The sequence below is a fragment of the Lactobacillus sp. B4007 genome, from assembly GCF_026535895.1.
Taxonomy (GTDB): Bacteria; Bacillota; Bacilli; order Lactobacillales; family Lactobacillaceae; genus Lactobacillus; species Lactobacillus panisapium.
Genome location: NZ_JAFNPA010000003.1, coordinates 90,752 through 113,137 on the forward strand (window position 1 = coordinate 90,752; position 22,386 = coordinate 113,137).

At 38.7% G+C, this 22,386-nt stretch carries 21 protein-coding genes; 17 read left to right on the top strand and 4 right to left on the bottom strand.

Features of this window, described 5'->3' with window-relative positions; genetic code table 11:
• The first annotated feature begins 19 nt into the window (after positions 1–19).
• The 8 genes from J3U54_RS05695 (at position 20) to J3U54_RS05730 (ending at position 7,143) form a co-directional block, all read left to right on the top strand.
• Complete coding sequence (locus tag J3U54_RS05695) at positions 20–592, top strand: 5-formyltetrahydrofolate cyclo-ligase (RefSeq protein WP_267385408.1); 573 nt, start codon at positions 20–22, stop codon at positions 590–592.
• An 11-nt stretch (positions 593–603) separates the two neighbouring features.
• Positions 604–1,287: a rhomboid family intramembrane serine protease gene (locus tag J3U54_RS05700; RefSeq protein ID WP_103751851.1), complete on the top strand. Its 684-nt coding sequence runs from the start codon at positions 604–606 to the stop codon at positions 1,285–1,287.
• Positions 1,284–1,502 (top strand): YqgQ family protein, encoded by a 219-nt coding sequence (locus tag J3U54_RS05705; RefSeq protein WP_103751850.1) that lies wholly within the window; start codon positions 1,284–1,286, stop codon positions 1,500–1,502. Before J3U54_RS05700 ends, J3U54_RS05705 begins: the two co-directional genes overlap by 4 nt.
• A gap of 49 nt (positions 1,503–1,551) precedes the next feature.
• Positions 1,552–1,956: a rhodanese-like domain-containing protein gene (locus tag J3U54_RS05710; protein ID WP_267385409.1), complete on the top strand. Its 405-nt coding sequence runs from the start codon at positions 1,552–1,554 to the stop codon at positions 1,954–1,956.
• Between the two features lie 78 nt (positions 1,957–2,034).
• A complete protein-coding gene (gene miaA, locus J3U54_RS05715; RefSeq protein WP_267385410.1) occupies positions 2,035–2,955 on the top strand; it encodes a tRNA (adenosine(37)-N6)-dimethylallyltransferase MiaA in 921 nt (306 codons plus the stop codon).
• Complete coding sequence (locus tag J3U54_RS05720) at positions 2,948–4,195, top strand: aminotransferase class I/II-fold pyridoxal phosphate-dependent enzyme (protein WP_267385411.1); 1,248 nt, start codon at positions 2,948–2,950, stop codon at positions 4,193–4,195. Before miaA ends, J3U54_RS05720 begins: the two co-directional genes overlap by 8 nt.
• 185 nt (positions 4,196–4,380) lie before the next feature.
• A complete protein-coding gene (gene glnA / locus J3U54_RS05725; protein WP_103751846.1) occupies positions 4,381–5,718 on the top strand; it encodes a type I glutamate--ammonia ligase in 1,338 nt (445 codons plus the stop codon).
• Positions 5,719–5,964: 246 nt separating this feature from the next.
• Positions 5,965–7,143: an MFS transporter gene (locus tag J3U54_RS05730; protein WP_267385412.1), complete on the top strand. Its 1,179-nt coding sequence runs from the start codon at positions 5,965–5,967 to the stop codon at positions 7,141–7,143.
• Between the two features lie 44 nt (positions 7,144–7,187).
• Here the strand turns inward: J3U54_RS05730 and pyrE are convergent, their stop codons facing one another.
• Both pyrE and pyrF read right to left on the bottom strand, forming a co-directional pair.
• Complete coding sequence (gene pyrE / locus J3U54_RS05735; RefSeq protein ID WP_267385413.1) at positions 7,188–7,826, bottom strand: orotate phosphoribosyltransferase; 639 nt, start codon at positions 7,824–7,826, stop codon at positions 7,188–7,190.
• Positions 7,827–8,534 (bottom strand): orotidine-5'-phosphate decarboxylase, encoded by a 708-nt coding sequence (gene pyrF / locus J3U54_RS05740; RefSeq protein ID WP_267385414.1) that lies wholly within the window; start codon positions 8,532–8,534, stop codon positions 7,827–7,829.
• A 242-nt stretch (positions 8,535–8,776) separates the two neighbouring features.
• Here pyrF and J3U54_RS05745 point away from each other — a divergent pair, with 242 nt between their 5' ends.
• The 8 genes from J3U54_RS05745 to carB all read left to right on the top strand — a co-directional run bounded on the left by J3U54_RS05745 (position 8,777) and on the right by carB (position 18,161).
• Positions 8,777–9,700 carry a dihydroorotate dehydrogenase gene (locus J3U54_RS05745; RefSeq protein WP_267385415.1) on the top strand — a complete coding sequence of 308 codons (924 nt, stop codon included), beginning with the start codon at positions 8,777–8,779 and terminating at the stop codon, positions 9,698–9,700.
• Between the two features lie 152 nt (positions 9,701–9,852).
• Positions 9,853–10,221 carry a hypothetical protein gene (locus J3U54_RS05750; protein WP_267385416.1) on the top strand — a complete coding sequence of 123 codons (369 nt, stop codon included), beginning with the start codon at positions 9,853–9,855 and terminating at the stop codon, positions 10,219–10,221.
• Positions 10,222–10,311: 90 nt separating this feature from the next.
• On the top strand, positions 10,312–10,668 hold the full coding sequence (locus tag J3U54_RS05755) for a hypothetical protein (protein WP_267385418.1): 357 nt from the start codon (positions 10,312–10,314) through the stop codon (positions 10,666–10,668).
• Positions 10,669–10,962: 294 nt separating this feature from the next.
• Positions 10,963–11,502, top strand: coding sequence for a bifunctional pyr operon transcriptional regulator/uracil phosphoribosyltransferase PyrR (pyrR, locus tag J3U54_RS05760; protein WP_267385419.1), 540 nt, complete (start codon positions 10,963–10,965; stop codon positions 11,500–11,502).
• Between the two features lie 167 nt (positions 11,503–11,669).
• Positions 11,670–12,626 carry an aspartate carbamoyltransferase catalytic subunit gene (locus tag J3U54_RS05765; RefSeq protein WP_267385420.1) on the top strand — a complete coding sequence of 319 codons (957 nt, stop codon included), beginning with the start codon at positions 11,670–11,672 and terminating at the stop codon, positions 12,624–12,626.
• A complete protein-coding gene (locus J3U54_RS05770; protein WP_267385421.1) occupies positions 12,626–13,900 on the top strand; it encodes a dihydroorotase in 1,275 nt (424 codons plus the stop codon). The genes J3U54_RS05765 and J3U54_RS05770 overlap by 1 nt, the downstream gene beginning before the upstream one ends.
• Positions 13,901–14,986 carry a carbamoyl phosphate synthase small subunit gene (locus tag J3U54_RS05775; RefSeq protein WP_103751836.1) on the top strand — a complete coding sequence of 362 codons (1,086 nt, stop codon included), beginning with the start codon at positions 13,901–13,903 and terminating at the stop codon, positions 14,984–14,986. It begins immediately after the preceding gene.
• Positions 14,979–18,161, top strand: a complete 3,183-nt coding sequence (gene carB / locus J3U54_RS05780; protein WP_267385422.1) for a carbamoyl-phosphate synthase large subunit — start codon at positions 14,979–14,981, stop codon at positions 18,159–18,161. Before J3U54_RS05775 ends, carB begins: the two co-directional genes overlap by 8 nt.
• A 101-nt stretch (positions 18,162–18,262) precedes the next feature.
• Here the strand turns inward: carB and J3U54_RS05785 are convergent, their stop codons facing one another.
• Together J3U54_RS05785 and J3U54_RS05790 are read right to left on the bottom strand one after the other, a co-directional pair.
• Positions 18,263–20,665, bottom strand: a complete 2,403-nt coding sequence (locus J3U54_RS05785) for a Xaa-Pro dipeptidyl-peptidase (RefSeq protein WP_267385423.1) — start codon at positions 20,663–20,665, stop codon at positions 18,263–18,265.
• 101 nt (positions 20,666–20,766) lie between these two features.
• Positions 20,767–21,123: an arsenate reductase family protein gene (locus tag J3U54_RS05790; RefSeq protein ID WP_267385424.1), complete on the bottom strand. Its 357-nt coding sequence runs from the start codon at positions 21,121–21,123 to the stop codon at positions 20,767–20,769.
• 202 nt (positions 21,124–21,325) lie between these two features.
• On the opposite strand from J3U54_RS05790, the gene J3U54_RS05795 reads away from it, so the two are divergent.
• Positions 21,326–22,327 (top strand): response regulator transcription factor, encoded by a 1,002-nt coding sequence (locus tag J3U54_RS05795; protein ID WP_267385425.1) that lies wholly within the window; start codon positions 21,326–21,328, stop codon positions 22,325–22,327.
• Positions 22,328–22,386 lie beyond the last annotated feature (59 nt).

The window sequence follows — 22,386 nt, forward strand, 5'->3', positions numbered from 1 at the left end:
TTTTTTGTATGGAATAAGCATGAATAAAAAAGAACTACGGCAAAAACAAAAAGAAAGATTGAGCAGTTTTGCGGATAGTACTGAAAAAGATACTGAAGATCAAGCTTTGCTCACGAATTTCATTAATTCACAAATTTTAGATGGCAAGGAAAGTATTGGAGTAACTTCTTCTTTATCATATGAAGTCGATACCTCTAAATTAATTGCCTATTTATGGGATCAGGGTATGGATGTCTATTTAGCCCGCGCTAATGACAATCCTGAACGTTCACAAGATTTTCTTTCATATAATTACACTACGAAGCTTGGTAAAACAAAATTTGGTGTTGAGGAAGTTGAAGATCCTAAGGCAAAAGTCAATAACCAGCTTGACTTAATCATTGTTCCTGGTTTGGCCTTTGCTCGCGATTCCCATCAACGTGTTGGATTTGGTGGGGGATACTACGACAGATTTTTAGCTAAACATCCGAATGCAGCAACTGTTGCTTTGGCAAACTCACAAATGATTTTTGAAACCGCGACTTGGAATGTTGAACAAACAGATATCCCGATTCAAACTATTATTACGCCTAATTCAATCTTGCAAAAATAAATGAGGTTAAGATGAATCAACGACAATATTTGAAAAACTGTTATATTACTGTTGCCATTTTACTGACACTTTTGGTAGTCTTTTTAATTGAAGTGATGCAAGGTGGTTCAGAGAATGCCTATGTTTTAGTAAAAATGGGCGCAATGAATAATCTTGCTGTTGTGGGACAAAACCAATGGTGGCGTTTATTTACGGCTCAGTTTTTACATATTGGGATCATGCATTTAGCTTCTAATGCGGTGATGATCTATTACATTGGTACTTATATTGAACCATTATTGGGCCACTGGCGTTTTTTACTTCTGTATCTATCCGCTGGTGTTGGGGGCAATTTGCTCAGCTTGGCTCTTGGTAGTGACAGTTCTTTAAGTGCTGGTGCATCGACTGCGTTATTTGGCCTTTTTGGTGCCATGACTGCAGTTGCAGTAAAGAATCGTGCCAATCCAGTTATTTCTTATTTAGGTAAGCAGGCTTTTTGGCTAGCTGTGATTAATATTGTGCTTGATTTGTTTTCGCCTAATATCGATATTCAGGGCCATATTGGCGGTTTAGCAGTCGGCTTTCTAATTGCAATTATCCTCGGTGATCGGACAACCCACCATTACTCTGTTAAGGAAAGAGTGGTGGCTGCCGCCGTATTGATTGTCTATTGTGTGGCTACTGTCAGAATGGGTATGGTTATCAAATTATCATGAAAACTTTATACGATGTTCAACAACTTCTTGAAAAATATGGCATTATGGTCCATGTTGGCAAAAGAATTTGGGATATTGAATTAATGGCGCTGGAACTTGATAATATTAATCGTGCGCATTTAATTGATCAGCATGACTATTTAATTGCTAAGCTAATTCTTCGCCGGGAACACGAATATGAAGAAAAGCTTGAGAAAAATAAGCATCGCTCCTAATTTAGGAGTATATTATTTTTATAAACTTTGATAGGAGAGAAGAAAATTTATGTCAACTTTTTTAATTATTGTAGATGTGGTATTGGTTGTTATCATCCTTGCCTTTGTTCTGGTTTGGCTATGGAATAAAATTCAAACTAAGCGCTTAGGTAACGGTGATTTGACTAATGATGAGTTCAATCAGGGCATGAGAAAAGCCCAGATTGTTGATTTACGGGAAAAAGCTCCCTTCAAAAGAAAGCACATTGATGGGGCACGGAATTTGCCTTATACCATGTTGAAGTACCAATATTCTGAATTAAGAGCAGATCTTCCAGTTTACCTTTATTCAGATTCGTTATCAGTAACTCTTCGTGCAGCAAGATTTTTACAAAAAAAGCACTTCTCTTCAATTAAATGGCTTAAAAATGGCTTTGATGAGTGGAATGGACGGACGAAATCATCTAAATATTAATTAAGGAACATGTTTGTCATTTTTTTCAAACGTGTTTTTTTAATATATAATTAAAAAAGTACAAAAGGGAAGCGAAAAATGCAGAAAATCATAGCAATCGTAGGACCAACAGCGATTGGCAAAACCAGTTTGGCGATTTCTTTGGCACAAAAGCTTAATGCGGCTATTGTGTCGGGCGATTCGATGCAGGTTTATCGTGAAGTGGCAATTGGGACAGCCAAAGCAACACCTGAAGAGCAAAAATCAGTCCAACATTACCTAGTCGACACGCGCTCGGTCTTTGAGCCATACTCCGTTGTTGATTTTGTTAAACAAGCCGAAACGGCGGTCAAAACAATTGCGACTAAAAAAGAGTTACCAATGCTCGTAGGTGGAACTGGCTTTTATGTCAATGCACTGTTAAATCAGATGCAATTAGGTGAGAAAAAGGAACAGCAGCAGGCAATTGATGAAAAGTGGCAACAATTCTTAGCTTTAAATGGAGCGGAAAAATTATGGCAGGAATTAAACCAGCGAGATCAAGCAGCAGCCGAAAAAATTCCACTTAATAATACCCGACGTGTACTACGGGCGTTGACTGTTATTGACCGAACCGGACAAAAATTTTCTGAACAACAGGAAAAAATAATGCCACGGTATGATTATTTAATTATTGGTCTTAATGCAAACAGACAGGAAATTTATCGCAGAATTAATCTTCGGGTAGATCAGATGATGCAAGAGGGACTGTTAAGCGAAGCAGAATTTGTTTATCAAAATCGGGAAAAAGAGTACCAGATTTTGCAAGCGATTGGCTATAAAGAATTTTTCCCGTATTTTACCGGCGAAAGCACATTAGAGGATTGTATCGCAAAAGTTAAAGCTGCATCTCGGCGCTATGCCAAAAGACAGCTAACATACTTTAGAAATCAATTGCCCGTTGTCTGGTTTGACCCGTTAGACGACCCAGAATGTCAGATAAAGATAGAACAGAAAGTGAAGGAATGGTTGAATGAATAATTGGCCGCAAGAATTACAACAAATTGTTAGTGAAATTGATCAACAGATTGCACCGCAATTAAGCAAAATTGATGATAATATCCTTTTTAACCAAAATAAGGTCTTACAAGCGTTTAAGGATAAAGCAGTTGCTGAAGCTGACTTAATCGGAAGTACTGGTTATGGATCGGATGATAGTGGTCGCGATAAGCTTGATCGCATTTACGCGCAAATTTTTCATACTGAAGATGCCTTAGTTCGCTCACAATTTGTCTCAGGTACTCATACCCTAGCAACAGCGATGGCCGGCAATTTGCTGCCAGGAGACGAGCTAACTTATATTACTGGAATGCCATATGATACACTGCAACAAGTAATCGGTATTGCGGGCGATGGCCGAGGAAGCTTAAAGTCATATGGTGTTAAGTTTTCCCATGTTCCTCTAAAAGACGGAGACGTTGATTTTGCAGCAGCTCGCAAGTTGTTATCTGAGCACCAACCTAAGATGGTTGTCATTCAGCGCTCTCGTGGCTATGACACACGTCAAAGCTTTACGGTTGAAAAAATCAAGCCGATGATTGCGATGATTCGTGAAGTTAGTCCTAATAGTATTGTCTTTGTTGATAATTGCTATGGTGAATTTTCCGAAAAGCATGAACCGACTGAGTTTGGGGCCGACTTAATGGCTGGGTCATTAATTAAAAATGCTGGCGGTGGATTGGCCAAAGTTGGTGGTTATGTTGTTGGTAAACATGAATTAATTGAAAATACTGCCGCCAGACTCACGGCTGGAGGAATTGGCAGAGAAGAAGGCGCCAGTCTTAACAACAACCTTGATTATTTTGAAGGTTTGTTTATTTCACCAAGTGTTACTGGTAATGCGATTAAAGGGGCAATTTATTCTTCTGCCTTATTGGCCAGAATGGGTGCTCAAGTATCACCAAAGTGGGATGATGATCGGACAGACTTAATTCAGGCAGTTATCTTCCATGATAAAGATAAGATGATTAGATTTGCTAAAGCACTGCAAGAAAATTCTCCAATTAACTCGTTCGTTGATCCTGTCCCAAGTAATGATACAGGTTATGAGGATCAGGTAATCATGGCAGATGGTTCATTTGTCGAAGGTGCAAGCATCGAATTCTCAGGCGATGGACCAATTCGGCCGCCATATGCGATTTATATGCAAGGTGGCTTGACATATGCTCATGTCAAGATTGCTATCACTAATGCAGTTAATGAGCTCTTTTTCCAAAATTAATTTTTGCATTGAAAAGGGCTTTAATTAAAGTAAAACTTTGGTAAAGATTAGCAAAAAGTGGTTAGACCACTTTGACTTTTATTTAATGTTTTGCTAATCTATTAATCAAGTTTTAGGCAGGTAGTTGAGTACTTGCCTGGGCTATACCAATTATAAGTTGTTTATATTTTTTTAGGTGGAAAAGCATGACAAAGAAAATTACAGCAGATGATATAAGAAAAAGCGTCGCTAATGACGATGTTCGTTTTATTCGACTAACTTTTACTGACATTAATGGGACACTCAAGGCAGTTGAAGTACCTAATAGTCAACTGGAAAAAGTACTCACTAATGATGTTCGGTTCGATGGTTCTTCAATTGATGGTTTTGTTCGCTTAGAAGAAAGCGATATGGTTTTATATCCAGACTTTTCGACTTGGTCAGTATTACCTTGGACAGATAGCCAGGGCGGTAAGATTGGCTGCTTAATTTGTTCTGTTCATATGACAGATGGTAAGCCATTTGCTGGGGATCCGCGGAACAATTTGAAGCGGATTGTTGAACAAATGAAGGATATGGGCTTTTCCGCATTTGATATTGGATTTGAAGCTGAATTTCATTTACTTAAGCTTGATGAAAATGGCAACTGGACCACAAAGGTTCCTGATCATGCTTCATACTTTGATCTTACTTCCAATGATGAAAGTGCTAGTTGCAGACGTGATATCGTTGAAACTTTGGAAAGTATTGGGTTTGAAGTTGAAGCAGCGCACCATGAAGTTGGTGACGGTCAACAAGAAATCGACTTTAAGTTTGATGACGCATTAACCACAGCCGACCGGGTTCAAACCTTTAAGATGGTTGTTCGTGAAATTGCTAAAAAGCATGGATTATTCGCTACATTCATGGCTAAACCATTACAGGGACAAGCTGGTAACGGAATGCACACGAACATGTCATTATTCAAAAATGGTAAAAATGCTTTTTACGACAAGAATAATAAATTCCACTTGTCCAATACAGCGCTCTACTTTTTAAATGGTATTTTAGATCATGCACGTGCAATCACTGCTGTAGCTAACCCAACAGTCAATTCATACAAGAGATTGATTCCTGGCTATGAAGCACCCGTATATATTTCTTGGGCTTCAAAGAATCGTTCACCAATGGTTCGCGTACCTTCAGCTGAAGAGGTTAATACCAGATTGGAAATGCGTTCAGCTGACCCAACGGCTAACCCATACTTATTATTGGCCGCATGTCTAGCTGCTGGTCTTGATGGCATCAAGAGAGAAGAGATGCCAATGGATCCAATCGATTGCAACTTATTTGATGTTAGTGAAGAGCAGAGAAATGAAATGGGAATTAAGCCATTGCCTTCAACTTTGCACAATGCTCTTAAAGCTTTTAAGGAAGACAAGTTAATTCAAGATGCTCTTGGAGAGCACTTGACCCAAAGCTTTACTAGCTCTAAAGAACTTGAATGGTCACAATATGCTGAAACTGTTTCTGATTGGGAAAGAAACAGATACATGGGTTACTAATTAAGAAAACCAAAGACTTTCTTACTGGTAAATATAAAATAATAAAACACTGGATCTAATTGATTCAGTGTTTTTTTGTGTATTATGAGGTAGACCAATTTTCTAAAAGAAGAGCACAGTTTCATCCATTTAGCTACTTGTATTAGCAAAAAAGAACTGCCTATTTAGGTAGAACCCATTACTTATAGGGCCTAGAAGTGCTAGAATATTAATATTAACTATTTTTTAAGAGATAGTGAGGAGAAAATGGCTAAAGGAAAATCGATTTATACTAAGGATGTTATATTAGTGATGGCAGCATCGTTCTTCTTTATGTTTAGTACGATGTTCGTTAACCCATTAATCAATGGTTACGCCAAAAGTTTAGGTGCAAGCAGCGCATTTGCCGGTATTATTGTTGGTATTATGAGTATTGCAGCAATGTTTTTGCGACCTATTGCTGGTAATTTAACCGATAAATTTTCAAAATATCAACTTTCCTTTATTGGTGGAATTTTGATTATGATTGGTGTCATTGGCTATGTTTTTGCACCAGCTAGCGGTTGGCTGTTACTGTTTCGCATTATTAACGGAACCGGCTTTGTCTTATGTACTGTTTGTATGACTACTTGGCTGGCATTTTTAGTTCCGCGGCAACATGTCGGTCAGGCCATGGGTTTTTATGGTCTGATGAATGCGTTGGCAATGGCGGTTGCGCCAGCTTTAGCAATTAATATTTACCAAAAGACTGGCTACCGGGCAGCCATAATTGCCTCTGCTGTTTCATCTTTTTTAATGGTAATCATGATTCAATTTGTTGGTAATCGGGCGAATCCGCAAAAGCGAGTCAAAAAACAGGGCTCACCACACCATCTTAAAATTATTCAGAAAAATGTATTACCGATTGCACTGTTAACTACTTTGTTTGCTTTTCCTTATTTTGCCACCCAAGCTGATTTGGTTACATATGCTGAACAGAGGCATTTACATGTTGCTGTCAGCTCATTCTTTTTAATTTATGCGCTTGTACTCCTTTTAATTAGGGTTGTGCTAAAGAACTTATTTGATACTGTGCCTTTTGGGGTCTGGTTCTGGATTAGTTTAGCTTCTACTTTTATTTACATTATGTTGCTATCTGTGATGAAAAATAACTGGATCATGGCGTTGGCAGCGGCGTTTATGGCTATTGGGTACGGTGTCATTTACTCAATCTTACAGTCGACCGCGTTACTATTAGCTCCGATCAGTGAGCAGGGGCTGGCAAGTAGTACATTTTATCTTGGACTGGATGTTGGGATGTCCTTTGGCCCAATTATCATGGGCTTTGTCAATGATATCTTACCTGTAAAGTACTTTTACCCTGTTCAATTGATTTTACTGCCGCTCATGCTCTTGGTCTATTTCCGTTACCGTAAACGGCTCAATAATGCCATTAACAATCATTAATAAAAATCCGATCACCAATTAATATTGGTAATCGGATTTTTATTTTAGTGATTAAACTTTTCACCCCATGCCCATGGGTCTTCGTGCCAGGTTTTTAATGCTTCATATTCTTTAACACTGATATAATTCATTTCTTGCTCTTTTTTTAATAGTTCAGGATAAGTTAATAAGGGACTGAAATTAACACCAGCTTTAGCAAAGTTTTGCTTAGTATCTTTTAAATAATAAGTAAAAATAGAAGCTACACCGATAACATTGCCGCCTTCATTTTTAGTAGCTTTGACAGCATTTAAGACGGAACCACCAGTCGTGATTAAATCATCTATTAAAACAATTTTATCGTTGGCACTAAATCGCCCCTCAATTTGTCTACTCTTACCATGATCTTTGGGCTCAGGACGAACATAAATCATTGGTAGAGCTAATTTAGCTGCAACCCAGGCTGCATGAGGGATTCCAGCGGTTGCTACACCACCAATAATTGTGACATCTGGATAATTCTTTTTAATTAAGTCGGCAAGATCTGTAGCAATCCAGTCCCGTAAATCAGGGTATGAGACTGTTAACCGTAAATCAGTATAGATTGGTGAAAGCATACCGCTAGCATAGGTATATGGTTTGCTTGGGGAAATTGTAATGATTTTTTGTTCAACTAGTTTATTGATAATTTGTTCTTGAAACATTTAATTAAACTCCTTCTTAATTTTTTCATAGACAATCGCCGGTTCTTGAGCTTGCGTAATCGGACGGCCAACCACAATTGCACTTGAACCGTATTCTTTAGCTTTTTGGGGTGTCGCAACGCGTTTTTGATCACCATTTTGATTTTCTGCTAACCGGATTCCCGGAGTTACGTACAGAAAGTCTTCTCCAACTTGACTACGCAGATTGCTAACTTCCAGCGGTGAACAGATAACGCCATCTGCTCCAGAATTTTTTGCGGTTTTAGCAAGGCTAACGACTTGCTCGGTCATGGGTAATGAACAGTTTTGCTCGTCTGCTAAAATTTGGTCTGAAATCGAGGTTAATTCAGTTACTGCTAAAAGCTTGGGCACTTCATTGCCAGCTTTTGTACCTTCAATTAAGCCTTTCTTTGCTGCTGCAATCATTGCACTACCACCTAGAGCGTGAATCGTTGTGCAATCAATCCCTAGCTGGGCCAATTGTTTAGCTGCTCCATATACGGTATTAGGGATATCGTGCAACTTTAAATCTAAAAAAATATGATAACCTTTCTGAACTAGTTCAGAAACGATTTCAGAGCCAGAGTGATAAAAGAGTTCCATTCCCACTTTTAAATAAGTTTCTTTGGGCGCGCCCAACTGTTCTAACAATTGTTGAACATCAGATAAATTGTCATAGTCCAAAGCTACAAATACTGCTTTTTTCATAAAACCTCCACAAGCAAAAAAGCCTATTCTGGTACGAGAGTGCATCAAAATAGACTTTTTTCTTATTTAAGTCGTGTTTAACTTGCGGTCTCTCTGTACCGTTTAAAGTTCGTTAATTAAGAGCTTACCACCGGGATAGGCAAAATACAACAAAAATTTTGCTTTTAAAAAATGAGAAAACGTGTAAAATAGACCCAAAAATAATTGTAATGACGGAGAGCATTCATTTTTTGGAGGAAAAGATGACAAAAATTAGCGTTAATTTACCAGGACTAACGATGAAAAATCCACTTATGCCTGCCAGTGGTACTTTTGGGTTCGGTGATGTGCCTGCGGCGAAAAAGTTTGATTTAAACGAATTAGGTGCATTAGTCATTAAAACCACAACACCTGAAGCACGAATTGGTAACCCACAGCCACAAATAGCGGTTCTCGATGAGGGTGTTCTAAACTCTGTGGGGCTTACTAATCCTGGAGTCGATGAAGTAATTACGGCTAAGTTGCCGCCAATTAAAAAGCAATATCCCGAATTGCCATTAATGGCTAGTGTTGGTGGCGAAAGTAAGGCAGGCTATATTGAAGTTGCCCGTAAATTAGCAGATTCGGGCAAAGTAAATGCCTTAGAAATTAATTTTTCCTGTCCAAATGTGGCTGAAGGCGGAATGACCTTTGGTGTTCAACCGGCTTTAATTGAGGAGTTAACAGCAGCGATTAAAGCAGTCGTGGATGTGCCAATTTACATTAAATTGACGCCTAATGTCACGAGCGTGACCGAAATTGCCAAGGCTGCCGAAGCGGGTGGTGCAGATGGCTTATCCATGATTAACACCGTTACTGGAATGAGGATCAATATTGAAACCCGCAAACCGCGTCTTGGTAATAATATTGGCGGCTATTCTGGTGAGGGTGTTAAGCCAATTGCTTTGTATCAAATTAATCAGGTTCGCCAAGTAACGGACTTGCCGATTATTGGCATGGGAGGAATTGAAAGTGCTCAAGATGTAGTTGAGTTTATGCTAGCTGGAGCAAATGCAGTAGCTGTTGGCAGTGCACACTTTAAGGATGCCCTTATTTGTCCGCACATTGCGCAAGATTTGCCTGCAATACTTGAAAAATTAGGTGTTGCTGATATTAATGACTTAGTTGGTCAAGTAGAATTTAATTAGTTCAGGAAAACGCAAAAACCGATACGGGGGCTTGCGTTTTTTATTTAATAAGCAGCTTTACTTTCTGGCTTTATTATAATATTATTAAATAATAAAAATACTATTTAATTTTTGTTTTTAGTAATTGAAATTTAAGGCGGCGTAAGGTAATCATGTTTGAGTTAAAATTAGCCAGTAAAGTCAGAATGTGGCTAATGGCAGCTGTCCAATTTTTGATAGGTTTATTTGGATATTATCATGCAAGTTCTAATTTCCGTTCAACATACCTGATAACATTTTTAATTATTGGGCTTTTAATCTTGGCGGGTTCATTTATTCCCAAGATTGTTGCAAAAATACCCGAAAAAAATGCGCAATTATCCGCTAATCAAAAATTCGAGCGTGGCATGGGGTTAGTGCTGGTCGCAATATCATTATTTTGTTTTATGCTAGATAATGAGACAGTTCTGTTAATAACACTTGATACTGGGTTGCTATTTGCACTTTTTCCTGCTGAGCCTGCCTTTGCTCTTTGGAAATGATTTTTTACTTGGCATTTTAAAGTAATCGACTTTTTCAAACAAATTATTGTTAACGGTGAAAAGGGTTAAAACGGTTTAAGGTAAAAAGAGATGTTGACTTCTAAGTTTACGGGTAAGCAGATATTGAGAATCAGTGCTTGTTTTGCAGTTTTTGTTGGAATAGTTAATTATTCTGATTTTAACTCAAAACAAGGGCTATTTTACCTGCTTTTTTGGGTTGGGCTTGGAGTAATTTTCTTCGCTCTGTCTTTTAGCCAAAAAGTGGTTAAAAAATTTTATCCTCATGAAGTCGGCGCACGCCTATCTTCTTTGCAGAAATGGGAAAGAGTTATTGGGTTTATTATGATTATCTTTGCCGCGCTTGACCTCTTGTTTCTGAAAAAAATAATTCCTGACATTGATTGGCCGATCTTAGTTTTAGGCATTGCCTTTTTTGAAATACTTTAGTTAGAAGTCAATTGAAATTAAATAAGCTTGTGACGGTAGCTACCTAAGAAGTGTAAAACAATTTTGCCCAAATAAACTATTGTGACCGGATTTAGGAAGTTATTTTTCAAATAAACAATTTAGCGGTTGACAACTTGCCCAACAACTCGTATATTTAACTAGATTAATGTCTTTAAAATTAGTCCCGTGAGGCTAGCAAGGCAAGCTCAATTAAGTATTGACTTTTTAGGAAGCACCTAGTCTCAAGCAGATTAGGTGCTTTTTTCATGGGCGAAGAAGTAAGAGGAGAAGAAAATGGCAAAAGAAATTTGGGATGCTCTCGCAATGAAGCGGGCCTTAACGCGAATTACTTATGAAATTATTGAACATAATAAGGGAACTGAGGATTTAGTTTTAGTCGGCATCAAAACGCGTGGTGTTTATCTAGCACAACGAATTCATGATCGCATTCAAAAGCTTGAAGGTGTAGATGTCCCAATTGGCCAACTTGATATTACGCTTTACCGTGATGATCGTCATGATGCTTCGCTTAAGCAAGATCCAGTTGTCAATAACGCGGACTTGGGCGTTGATGTTTCTAACAAGCATGTTGTGTTAGTTGACGATGTGCTCTTTACTGGCCGCACTATTCGGGCTGCGATGGACGCCATCATGGATGCTGGCCGGCCAAGTTCAATTGCAGTCGCCGTTTTGGTTGATCGTGGTCACCGTGAATTGCCGATTCGTGCTGACTTTGTCGGCAAAAATATCCCAACGTCATCGCATGAGCAAGTTGCTGTTCACGTTGAAGAAATCGACCAAAAAGATAGCATCGAATTAAAACCGTTATCATGATTAATACTTTTAATTAATTCAACCATTTAATTGGCTCCAGAGAGGGTCAGAAGGGTTTGAGTTTCTTTCGTCATGCACATTGTTGCACCGAAAAAATCCTTTTGATAAGCCTGGAGCGAAATTAATGCTTCAGGTTTATTTTTTTACAAAAGAAAGAGTTTTAAACAATGAAAACAACTAACTTAGTTACCTTACCTTCATTTGTCAGTGTGGAAAATTTAAGTGTCGAAGAAGTAGAGGCCTTAATTGCCCGTGCACAATACTTCAAAAATGGTGGTGCGAGTCCGTACCTTACTAAACCAGTTTATGTTACTAACATGTTTTTCGAAAATTCTAGTCGAACTCATACCAGTTTTGAAATGGCAGAAAGACGTTTGGGCCTAACTGTAATTCCCTTTGACCCATCTCACAGTTCTACTAAAAAAGGCGAAACATTATATGATACTTCGTTAATCATGCAGGCTCTCGGGATTGATATTGAAGTAATCAGACATTCTGAGAATGAATATTATGAAAAGCTGATTCATCCAGGTCAAGGTCACCATTTGGCTATTGGGGTAATTAATGCTGGTGATGGCAGCGGTCAGCACCCATCACAATGTATGCTGGATATGATGACGATTTATGAACAATTTGGCCACTTTAAAGATCTAAAGGTCGCAATTGTCGGTGACATTACTAATTCTCGGGTTGCTAAAAGTGACATGGAACTTCTTACTAAGCTAGGAGCTAAAGTTTACTTTTCCGGCCCTGAATACTGGTATGACAAAGAATATGATCGTTATGGTCAATTTAAGAAACTTGATGATTTGGTTAGAGAGATGGATGTCATGATGCTTTTGCGTGTTCAACATGAACGCCATGCGGGTGACCCTAATGAGTCGCAATTTGATGCTAAAAAGTATCATGCAGAATATGGCATTAATCAAGAGCGCTATCAGGCCATGAAGGATGACGCCATCATTATGCATCCGGGTCCAATTAATCATGATGTTGAACTTGCAGGGGACTTGGTTGAGGCCTCCAAGTCACGCTTTGTTCGTCAAATGGAAAATGGTGTGTTTATGCGAATGGCGATGATTGAGGCAGTTCTTCGTGGACGCAAATTAGGAGGACTTTCATAATGGCGACGGTAATTAAAAACGGTCAGCTATTTTTAGGGGATCAGATTGAGCGAGGAGATTTATTAATTGAAAATGGTGTAATTAGTGCGATCGGTACTAATTTGCAAGCCGATCATGAAATAAATGCCAGTGCCAAGTTAGTAAGCCCTGGCTTGGTGGATATGCACGTTCATTATCGTGATCCAGGACAAACCGCTAAGGAAAATGTGCAAACCGGGTCGCTAGCGGCTGCTCGAGGTGGTTTTACTACGGTGGGAGCAATGCCTAATGTTGTACCGGTTCCCAACACTGCCGAATTAATGAGTAAGATGGTCAAAAATAATCGGGAAAATGGCCAAGTAAATATCTTGCAATACGGCCCAATTACAGTCGATGAGCAAGGAACTGAACTACCCGATTATCATAGTTTGAAACAAGCAGGTTGTTTTGCTCTTAGCAATGATGGTAAAGGTGTTCAAGAAGCCCAGACAATGTATTTGGCAATGCAAAAAGCGCAAGAAAATGATCTTGTTATTGCAGAACATGCTCAAGATGATTCTTTGTTTAACTTTGGTGTGATCAATGAAGGAACCAAAGCGGATGAGTTTGAATTACGACCAGTCACTGAATTAGCTGAAACCACCCAAATTGCCCGTGATTTATTACTAGCGCAAAAAACGGGTGTCCACTACCACATTTGTCATGTTTCAACCGCAACTAGTGTTGAACTGGTCAGAATTGCTAAGCAAAAGGGTATTCATGTGACTTGTGAAGTAACACCGCATCATTTGTTATTAGCTGACCAAGATATTATCGCTAACCGAGGACAATATAAGATGAATCCACCACTAAGATCTAAGACTGACCAACAGGCCTTAATTACGGGTTTACTTGATGGCACAATTGACATGATTGCTACTGACCATGCACCACACACAGCAAAAGATAAACAAGGCGGATTTGCAAAAGCGGCTTTTGGCATTACGGGAAGTGAAACTGCCTTTAGCGAACTGTATACACATTTTGTTAAACCTGGGATTTTTACTTTAACGCAATTACTGAGTTGGCTTACTACTAAACCTGCAGCCGCTTTTAACTTACAACACGCGGGTAAAATAGCGCTTGGTCAGCCAGCTGATCTAGCAATTTTTGACTTAGCGCATGAAGAGCAAATAAAGGAACAGGATTATTTATCAAAGGGTAAAAATACACCATTTACTGGTGACTCAGTATACGGACAAACTGAACTGACAATGGTGGCAGGTGAAATTGTCTTCCAAAAGAAAGGAAATTAAATGAGGTATTTAATTTTAGAAGATGGCAGTATTTATGAGGGTGAAGGTTTTGGCAGTGCGCGTGAAACCAAAGGTGAAGTTGTTTTTACAACTGGAATGACTGGCTACCAAGAAGCGATTACGGACCAATCATATGCAGATCAAATTCTGGTTTTTACTAATCCGCTAATTGGTAATTATGGTATTACCTTAGCAGATTACGAATCATTGGAGCCCGGAATTAAGGGGGTCATCTGTCACCAAGTAGCACGTCATCCCGATAATTGGCGGATGCAAACAACTTTGCCTAAATTTCTGAAAAGCTTGGATATTCCTGGAATTCAGGGAATTGATACGCGCGCTTTGGTTAAAAAGCTACGAATGTACGGCACCATGCGTGGTCAAATTTGCTCTGATAAAGATGAAGCAAAAGAGATTGCTGAACAGTTGCAGCAATTAAATGTCACTAAAGGAGTGATTGACCGCGTTTCAACTTCAAAATCTTATCCCGTACCAGGATCAAAGCGCAACATTGTGGTGGTCGATTTTGGACTAAAAAATAGTATTTTACGTGAATTAGGAAAACGTGATTGTAACTGCGTTGTTTTGCCTTATACTGTTTCGGCAGAAAAGATTCTAGCATTAAAGCCAGACGGTGTTTTATTATCGAATGGACCGGGCGACCCCTTAGAAATGAGCGCTGCGGCTGAAATGGTTCGCAAGGTGGAAAAACAAATTCCTTTGATGGGCATTTGTATGGGTCACCAAGTCTTTGCTTTAGCCAATGGTGCTAAAACTTATAAAATGAAATTCGGTCACCGTGGTTTTAACCATCCAGTAAGGGAAATCGCAACCGGTAATATTGGCTTTACTTCCCAAAATCATGGCTATGCTGTTGCGCGCGAATCAATTGATCCCGATAACCTGATGATTACGCATGTTGAAGTTAATGACGGCACCGTTGAAGGTTTGCGCCATAAAAAGTATCCAGCCTTTTCAGTACAGTTTCACCCAGACAGTACGCCTGGACCACACGATGAGGAAGGTATTTTTGACTACTTTATGCAGATGATTGATCAAAGAAAGGAAACTGAAGATCATGCCTAAACGAACTGATATTAAAAAAATTATGGTTATTGGGTCTGGCCCGATTATTATTGGCCAGGCTGCCGAATTTGATTATTCAGGAACGCAAGCTTGCTTAGCATTGCGTGAAGAGGGGTATGAAGTGGTTTTGGTCAATTCGAATCCTGCCACGATCATGACTGATACGACAATTGCCGATAAGGTTTATTTAGAGCCTTTGACAGTTGATTCAGTTTCCCGCATCATTCGTCAAGAATACCCCGATGCAATTCTGCCAACTTTAGGCGGACAAGTGGGGTTAAATATGGCCTTGTCCTTAGCTAAAAGCGGTATTTTGACTGAACTCGATATTGAATTATTAGGAACTAAACTTGAGTCAATTGAGCAAGCAGAAGACAGGGAAAAATTTAAAGAGCTTTGTCAAAAACTGGGTGAGCCAGTACCGCCATCTAAAAGTGTAAAGACGGTTCAGGAAGCCTTAGAGTTTGGTGATGAAATTGGTTACCCAATTATTGTTCGTCCCGCTTTTACAATGGGCGGAACGGGTGGCGGTATTTGTAACGACCGCGAAGAATTAGCCAGTGTTGCCAAAAATGGTTTAGAGCTTTCGCCGGTGACAGAGTGCTTAATCGAGCGTTCAATTGCTGGTTATAAAGAAATTGAGTTTGAGGTAATGCGTGACCATGATGATAATGCCATGATTGTTTGCTGTATGGAAAACTTTGATCCGGTTGGCGTGCATACTGGTGACTCGATTGTTTTTTCACCATCGCAAACCTTATCTGATAAAGAATATCAAATGTTGCGGGACTGCTCCCTACGCTTGATTAGGGCGCTGAAAATTGAAGGGGGATGCAATGTCCAACTCGCTCTTGATCCCAACAGTTTTAATTATGATGTTATCGAAGTTAATCCCCGTGTTTCCCGTTCGTCAGCCCTAGCTTCAAAAGCCACTGGTTATCCGATTGCTAAAATGGCTGCCAAAATTGCTGTTGGCTTAACTCTGGATGAAATTAAAAACCCTGTCACTGGTACTACTTTTGCGGAATTTGAGCCTGCTCTTGACTACGTAGTATGCAAAATACCACGCTTTCCGTTTGATAAATTTACTAAGGCAGACCGTGAATTAGGTACTCAAATGAAGGCAACCGGTGAGGTAATGGCAATTGGGCGCACGGCCGAAGAAGCATTTCAAAAAGCGGTTCGGTCATTAGAAATTGATCAAAAAGATTTTTATTCGTCTCAGGCCCATCATGCTAGTGATGAAGATCTTGAAAACAAGTTGGTAAAGGTCCAGGATGACCGTCTTTTCTATCTTGCTGAGGCATTTAGAAGAGGCTATACAATGTCGGATGTTCATGAACTTACCAAGATCAATTACTATTTCTTAGATATTGTTAAACATATAGTTGAGCTAGAAAAAGAAATCGCAGCTAAGCCGAGCGATTTTGCTACGTTAAAAAATGCTAAGCGATACGGCTTTAGTGATGCAACGATTGCCAAATTATGGCAGCAAACAGAAGATGATGTCCGCAATTTGCGTAAAAAGCATCATCTTATTCCGGTGTACAAAATGGTTGATACTTGTGCGGCTGAATTTGAGTCAACAACGCCATACTTTTATTCAACCTATGATAGTGAAAATGAAAGTAAAAAAACCGGCAAGAAGTCTGTTTTAGTTGTTGGATCCGGTCCAATCAGAATTGGTCAGGGTGTAGAGTTTGATTATGCAACCGTTCATTGTGTTAAAGCTCTTCAAAAAATGGGCTATGAAGCGATTGTAATTAATTCAAATCCTGAGACAGTTTCAACCGATTTTTCAATTTCTGACAAACTTTATTTTGAACCTCTAACACTAGAAGATGTCTTAAATGTTTGTGATCTTGAGCAACCCGAAGGGGTAATTATCCAGTTTGGTGGTCAAACCTCCATCAATCTGGCGGCTGGGCTTGAAGATCACGGTATTAAGATTTTGGGAACAACGGTAGCTGATCTGAATCGAGCAGAGGATCGGGAACTGTTTGATCAAGTGGTTAAAGAGCTAAACCTTAAGCAACCGCAAGGCATCACTACCACCACTCATGATGGCGTTATTAAAGCCGCCAAAGAATTAGGATATCCTGTTTTAGTTAGACCAAGTTATGTGCTTGGTGGTAAAGCAATGGAAATTGTTTATACTGAAAGCGAACTAGAAGATTATTTACAAAATCACGTGGATATAGCAGCTAGTCACCCGATTTTAGTTGACGATTACCTTGATGGCAAAGAATGTGACGTCGACGCTATCTGTGATGGTGAAACGGTTTTAATTCCCGGAATTATGGAACATATTGAACATGCGGGCGTGCACTCCGGTGACTCAATGGCTGTTTATCCAGCGCAAACTTTTACTTCTGAAATCAAACAAAAAATAGCCATAGTCACTAAGAAATTAGCCTTGAAACTAAATTGCCATGGCATTATGAACTTACAGTTAATTGAGCGTGACGGTGAGATTTATATCATTGAAGTGAATCCACGAGCTAGTCGAACTGTTCCTTTCTTAAGTAAAATTACTGGTATTGAAATGGCCCAGGTTGCCACTAAAGTAATTATGGGTGAGAGTTTACGTGAACAAGGTTTTGAAGACGGGTTAGCTCCAGAGCCAAAAATGATTAGTGTTAAAGCACCAGTCTTTTCGTTTAGTAAGCTCTCCGATGTTGATAGTTACCTGGGACCCGAAATGAAATCAACCGGTGAAGTAATGGGAAGTGACCTAAGTTTCCCTAAAGCTCTGTATAAGGCCTTTTCCGGTGCTAATATGCAAATTCCTGACAGTGGTAATGTGTTATTAACGATTGAGGATAGGGATAAGCAAGAAATTTTGCCAATCGCTAAAAGATTTGCCCAAATTGGCTACCGAATATTTGCAACTAGCGGAACGGCAGCTTTTCTTAAAGAAAACGGTCTATATGTTACTGAAGTAAGCAAAATTCACGAACAGAAAGAAAATAATATTTTAGCAGAATTTCGGACCGGACAAATTGATTTAGTCATTAATACTATGGGGCACGACATTGCCAAAAATTCAGATGGTTTTATCATTAGGCAAGCTGCAATTCAGCAAAATATTCCACTTTTAACTAGTCTGGATACCGCTCGGGCCCTCTTAACCGCTTTAGAGAACCGGTCATTTTCAACAACTAGTTTAAACTAGGCTGTTTAGCATAAAACTACAACTTAATTTACCAAACAAAAAAGAACTAGATTAAGATCTAGCTCTTTTTTAGTGCAAAATTTATTTCTTAAATCTAATTCCTATTTTTGACTAAAATTGATTTCAGTTCCAGCTAAGTCAATTGTATAGGTAGTTTCTTCTAGTGGTCTCTTAGTCATTCCTTGATCAGTTGAATAGATAATCAGACAGAGCTTGCTGCCAATCGGAATCCGGTAATATGTTGGTTGCAGCATAAAAGTCAGATCATAGAATTCTCCTGGTTTAATAGCGGCAGGCCGTTTTAAATCGGCATAATTTTGTAAATTCATGTGAGCTTTCGTAATTAACTTAGCATGTGTCAGCTTATCAGGTTGAAATTCTTGTAATGTATCTTGACCAAACCGAAAGCCTAGCTCTTGTCCTTTAGGCATGATGAATTTAGGGGTAGGAGTCAAGCGTTTACGGTCACCCAGTTCTACTAATGCGACGGAAAGTTGGCCTTTATTAAGACTTGAAGATACACGAACCTTGACTTGAGGTCGACCAACAATAGTTACGGGATGGATGAACTCGTCAGTGGTAAACCGCAAACTTGGTTTAGCCCATTTTTCATCACCGCAAATAAATTTGTACTGCCAGTCACTTTCCGTAATTTTAGCTTTCTTAAATTCTTTGCCGCCAAGGTCAGTAAAACTTAGGTGCTGTTTGCCGTTGCCATCCTTTTGCAATTCGCCGTCATCAGTCGGATAGTAAACCGTCTTTTGCCCAAGATCGTTACTCCAATCAGCTTCTTCATGCCAGTTATCTGCTTCTAGGTTATCCTGAACCATTACGGTTGGCCATTGCTCGTATGCATGATTGTCAATTTCAAGTAATTCATGGACAAACCATAAGTTCATCAAATCAGTGAAGTCAATTGAAACTAGGTTGTTCATGTTGTAATGTGGTCCCTGATGTAAAAAGAGGTGCTGTTTAATTGGCAAGTTCTTAACCTTTTGCCAAATCTTATAGACATTTTTAGGTTTAACATTCCAATCATTCAAACCGTGAACGCTAATCCAAGAACACTTAATGCCATCTGTCTGATGCCGGTAATTTCTCTTTTCCCAGAAATCTGAATACTGGCCCGTTGTTCGATCGCTTTTTGTCAATAAATCTTTTTGCATCGCGTCATACTTGGGCTTAATCTTGAGATAATCACCTGCATCCCAAAGATTTGACTGGCAAGTTTCAGCAAGTAAATCAAGATCTTCTCCCTGACAATCTTCCGGGGCAATGACTAAGCCGTGTTCACGATAATAGTCGTACCAAGACGAAATGGCTGCTTCAGAAACCACGGTCTTTAAACCGGCAACACCAGTGGTTGCAATTGCGATTTGCAAAGTTCCTAAATAAGAACGACCGGTCATGCCGATATTGCCGTTGCACCAAAAAGCGGTTGTTTCGTGTTTGCGTGAGCGATCGGTGTAGGCAATTCGGTCACCATGAAGCCACTCAATAATTTCTTTTGCACTTTCTGTTTCCTCTGGTGCTCCCGTGATGCGCAAGCCATCACTTCCACGTGTACCGATTGCGCCGGCAAAAACACTGGCAAACCCGCGGGCTAACATGTATTCATTAAGACCGTAAGATGATTTACCTACGGCCATTTCAATCGCCTGATTGGCAGGTGAATTTGTACCCGTTGGCTTTTTGGCAGTTACCTGATTAGAAGGTACATATTGGGGATTAGTCCATTCAGTAGCATCGCTTAAATTCTCGTCGACGTTGTGGTTACGCTTTTCATTGGCAATGATACCGCCAAAATACGGACTGGCTGTATACAATGCCGGTACCGGCATTTTTTGGCTCTCAAATGGTCTAAAAATAGTAACTTGGAGAAGGTCTGAGTGCCCATCATTATCAGTATCTAAGTCGCTTTCAACGTAAACAACTTCTCTGATTACTTTACTAGTGGCAAAAACTGGCAGGCTTTTACCATTTAAGAAAACAAACTTATTACTGTCAAATAGCTGACGCCGGTTATAAAAGTAGCCTTTGCCTGCCATGACGTCAATTAGTAATTGACCATTTTTGGCACGAGTATTAAGTAGGCGGTAAAAACCCTGAATCAAATCATCCTTGTTTTCAAACTTAGTTAAAAACGGTAGTGCCTGCTTTTTCATCAATTTCAGGGGATCATCTAAGTCATAATCATAATGAACATGATAGCCCAAAAGCTGCAAAGCAACATTATAAAACTGCGTGGCAGTTTCTTGTTCAGGCTGCTGCGTTAAAAAATCCGCTAAAGTTTGCTCGGAAGAAACAGCAAATTCGGTTAGTTTTGCTTGACGTGCATCTTCAGCATCTGGAGCAACTTCAGCTATGGCGTTTTCAGACATTACTTTTAAAAGATCCGTAAATGATAGAGTTTGATAGTTGCTAGGTAAGAATTTGATATTAATTAGTTCTTTAACCTGAGTATTAAAGTCAGTTTCAACGTAGGCATATTGATTGTATTTCATGCTAAGCTCCTTTTTTAACTACTTATTTTACATGTTATGATTAAAATAAGAAAGTTGGTCTAAAGTAAAAAACGAGTCGTTAGACTCGTTTGGGCTAAAAACTATAACCAAGTATTTTGGTATAGCTCCTCGTTAAAACCACAAGTTAATTTTTTACCATCCACAACTAATGGTCTTTTGATCAGTTTACCATTTTGGGACATTAGCTCTGCCGCTTCATCAATTGTCATTTGGTCAACTTTATCCTTAAGATGAAGTTTGCGGTAGTCTTGACCATGGGTATTAAAGAAATACTTTAAGCCGCGGTCTTGGTGCTCACTCATCCATTTAACCAAATCATCTTTTTTTGGTGGTTCTTCAACTAAGTCTTGTAGTTCAAAGTCTACGTCGTGGTCTTTTAGCCATTTTTGTGCGCTTCTAGAAGTTGAACAACGCTTGTAACCATAAAACTTTATCATTTATTAGTTTTCCTTTCTTGTTAAGTCATCTGTAATTATAGCAGTATTTAATAATTTAAACTTTTAGGAAAGTACAATTGGAAAAATAGTTTGATTATAACGAAAAATAACTTGCTAAAAAGGATTATGATGAACTCGTATACTTTTACATGATTCAAGTATCTTTATTATATTTTATTTGCAGAATCTAGGGGTGAGTTACTTGCAAGAAATATTTGTCTATATTTATAACATTTTGTTTATCATTCTATATCTATGGGTTATTAATGTTGCTGGTTACGCATATAAAGCTACCGGAAACAACTTTTTTTATTATGCAGTCTTGCTATACGTCATTCTAATTATTGATAGTACGACCGCTTTTTCATTTGATATATTAAAAATGAGTAATTCATGGCTACAGATTAATAATCGAGCCTACTGCTTAATTAGGATTCTTATTTATTTAATTGGTGGTTGCTGTTATGTCAAGTTAATGTCTAGCATGCTCTTGCAAAAACCGCGTTTTTTCTTTTATCTACCAATTATTGGTGTTACGTTAGTAGACATAGTGGCAGTTTTAGGCTTTTACAATAATTTTGATACGTCTATTTTGCAAAGAAGTGTGCAAGATACCGGAATCTTATTTTTGTGCCTAATTTATGCCATTTATTCTAAAAAATTAAACAGAGACATCCATTACAAACAGAATTATGATAAAGCGGTAGGATTAACTGCTGTTCTGATGATTCTTTCAGTAATTGAAGGAGTGGTCTTTTTTATTATTCATGGATTGGACATCCCAGCCTTTAGTGAATTGTTGTCTTACATGAAAATTATTGGTTTTAATGAAGATTTATTTTCAATTATCATTTCCTTATTAATCATTTGGTTTGCTAAAAAAGAGGAAGAAATAGCTAATAAGAATCAATTAGAAAACCTTGTTCAGCAAAAAATGAACCAATATCAGGCAATGATTCATGAAAAGGAAAATGCTAATGAAGAGAACCAAGTTATTGATTTTTGTAAATATTATAAAATGACTAAACGAGAATCGGAAATTTTGCGTTTAGTCTTAAAAGGAAAGAAAAATCAGGAAATAGCAGATGCACTTTTTATTTCAGTCGGAACAGTTAAATCACATATTTACAGTATTTATAAAAAATTAGCGGTTGATCGACGAAGTCAGTTAATGCATATTTTTATGGAATATCAAGGAAAATAATCAGGAAAAGACCTTCAAAGTATTACTTTGAAGGTCTTTTTTTAACTTCTATCACGATA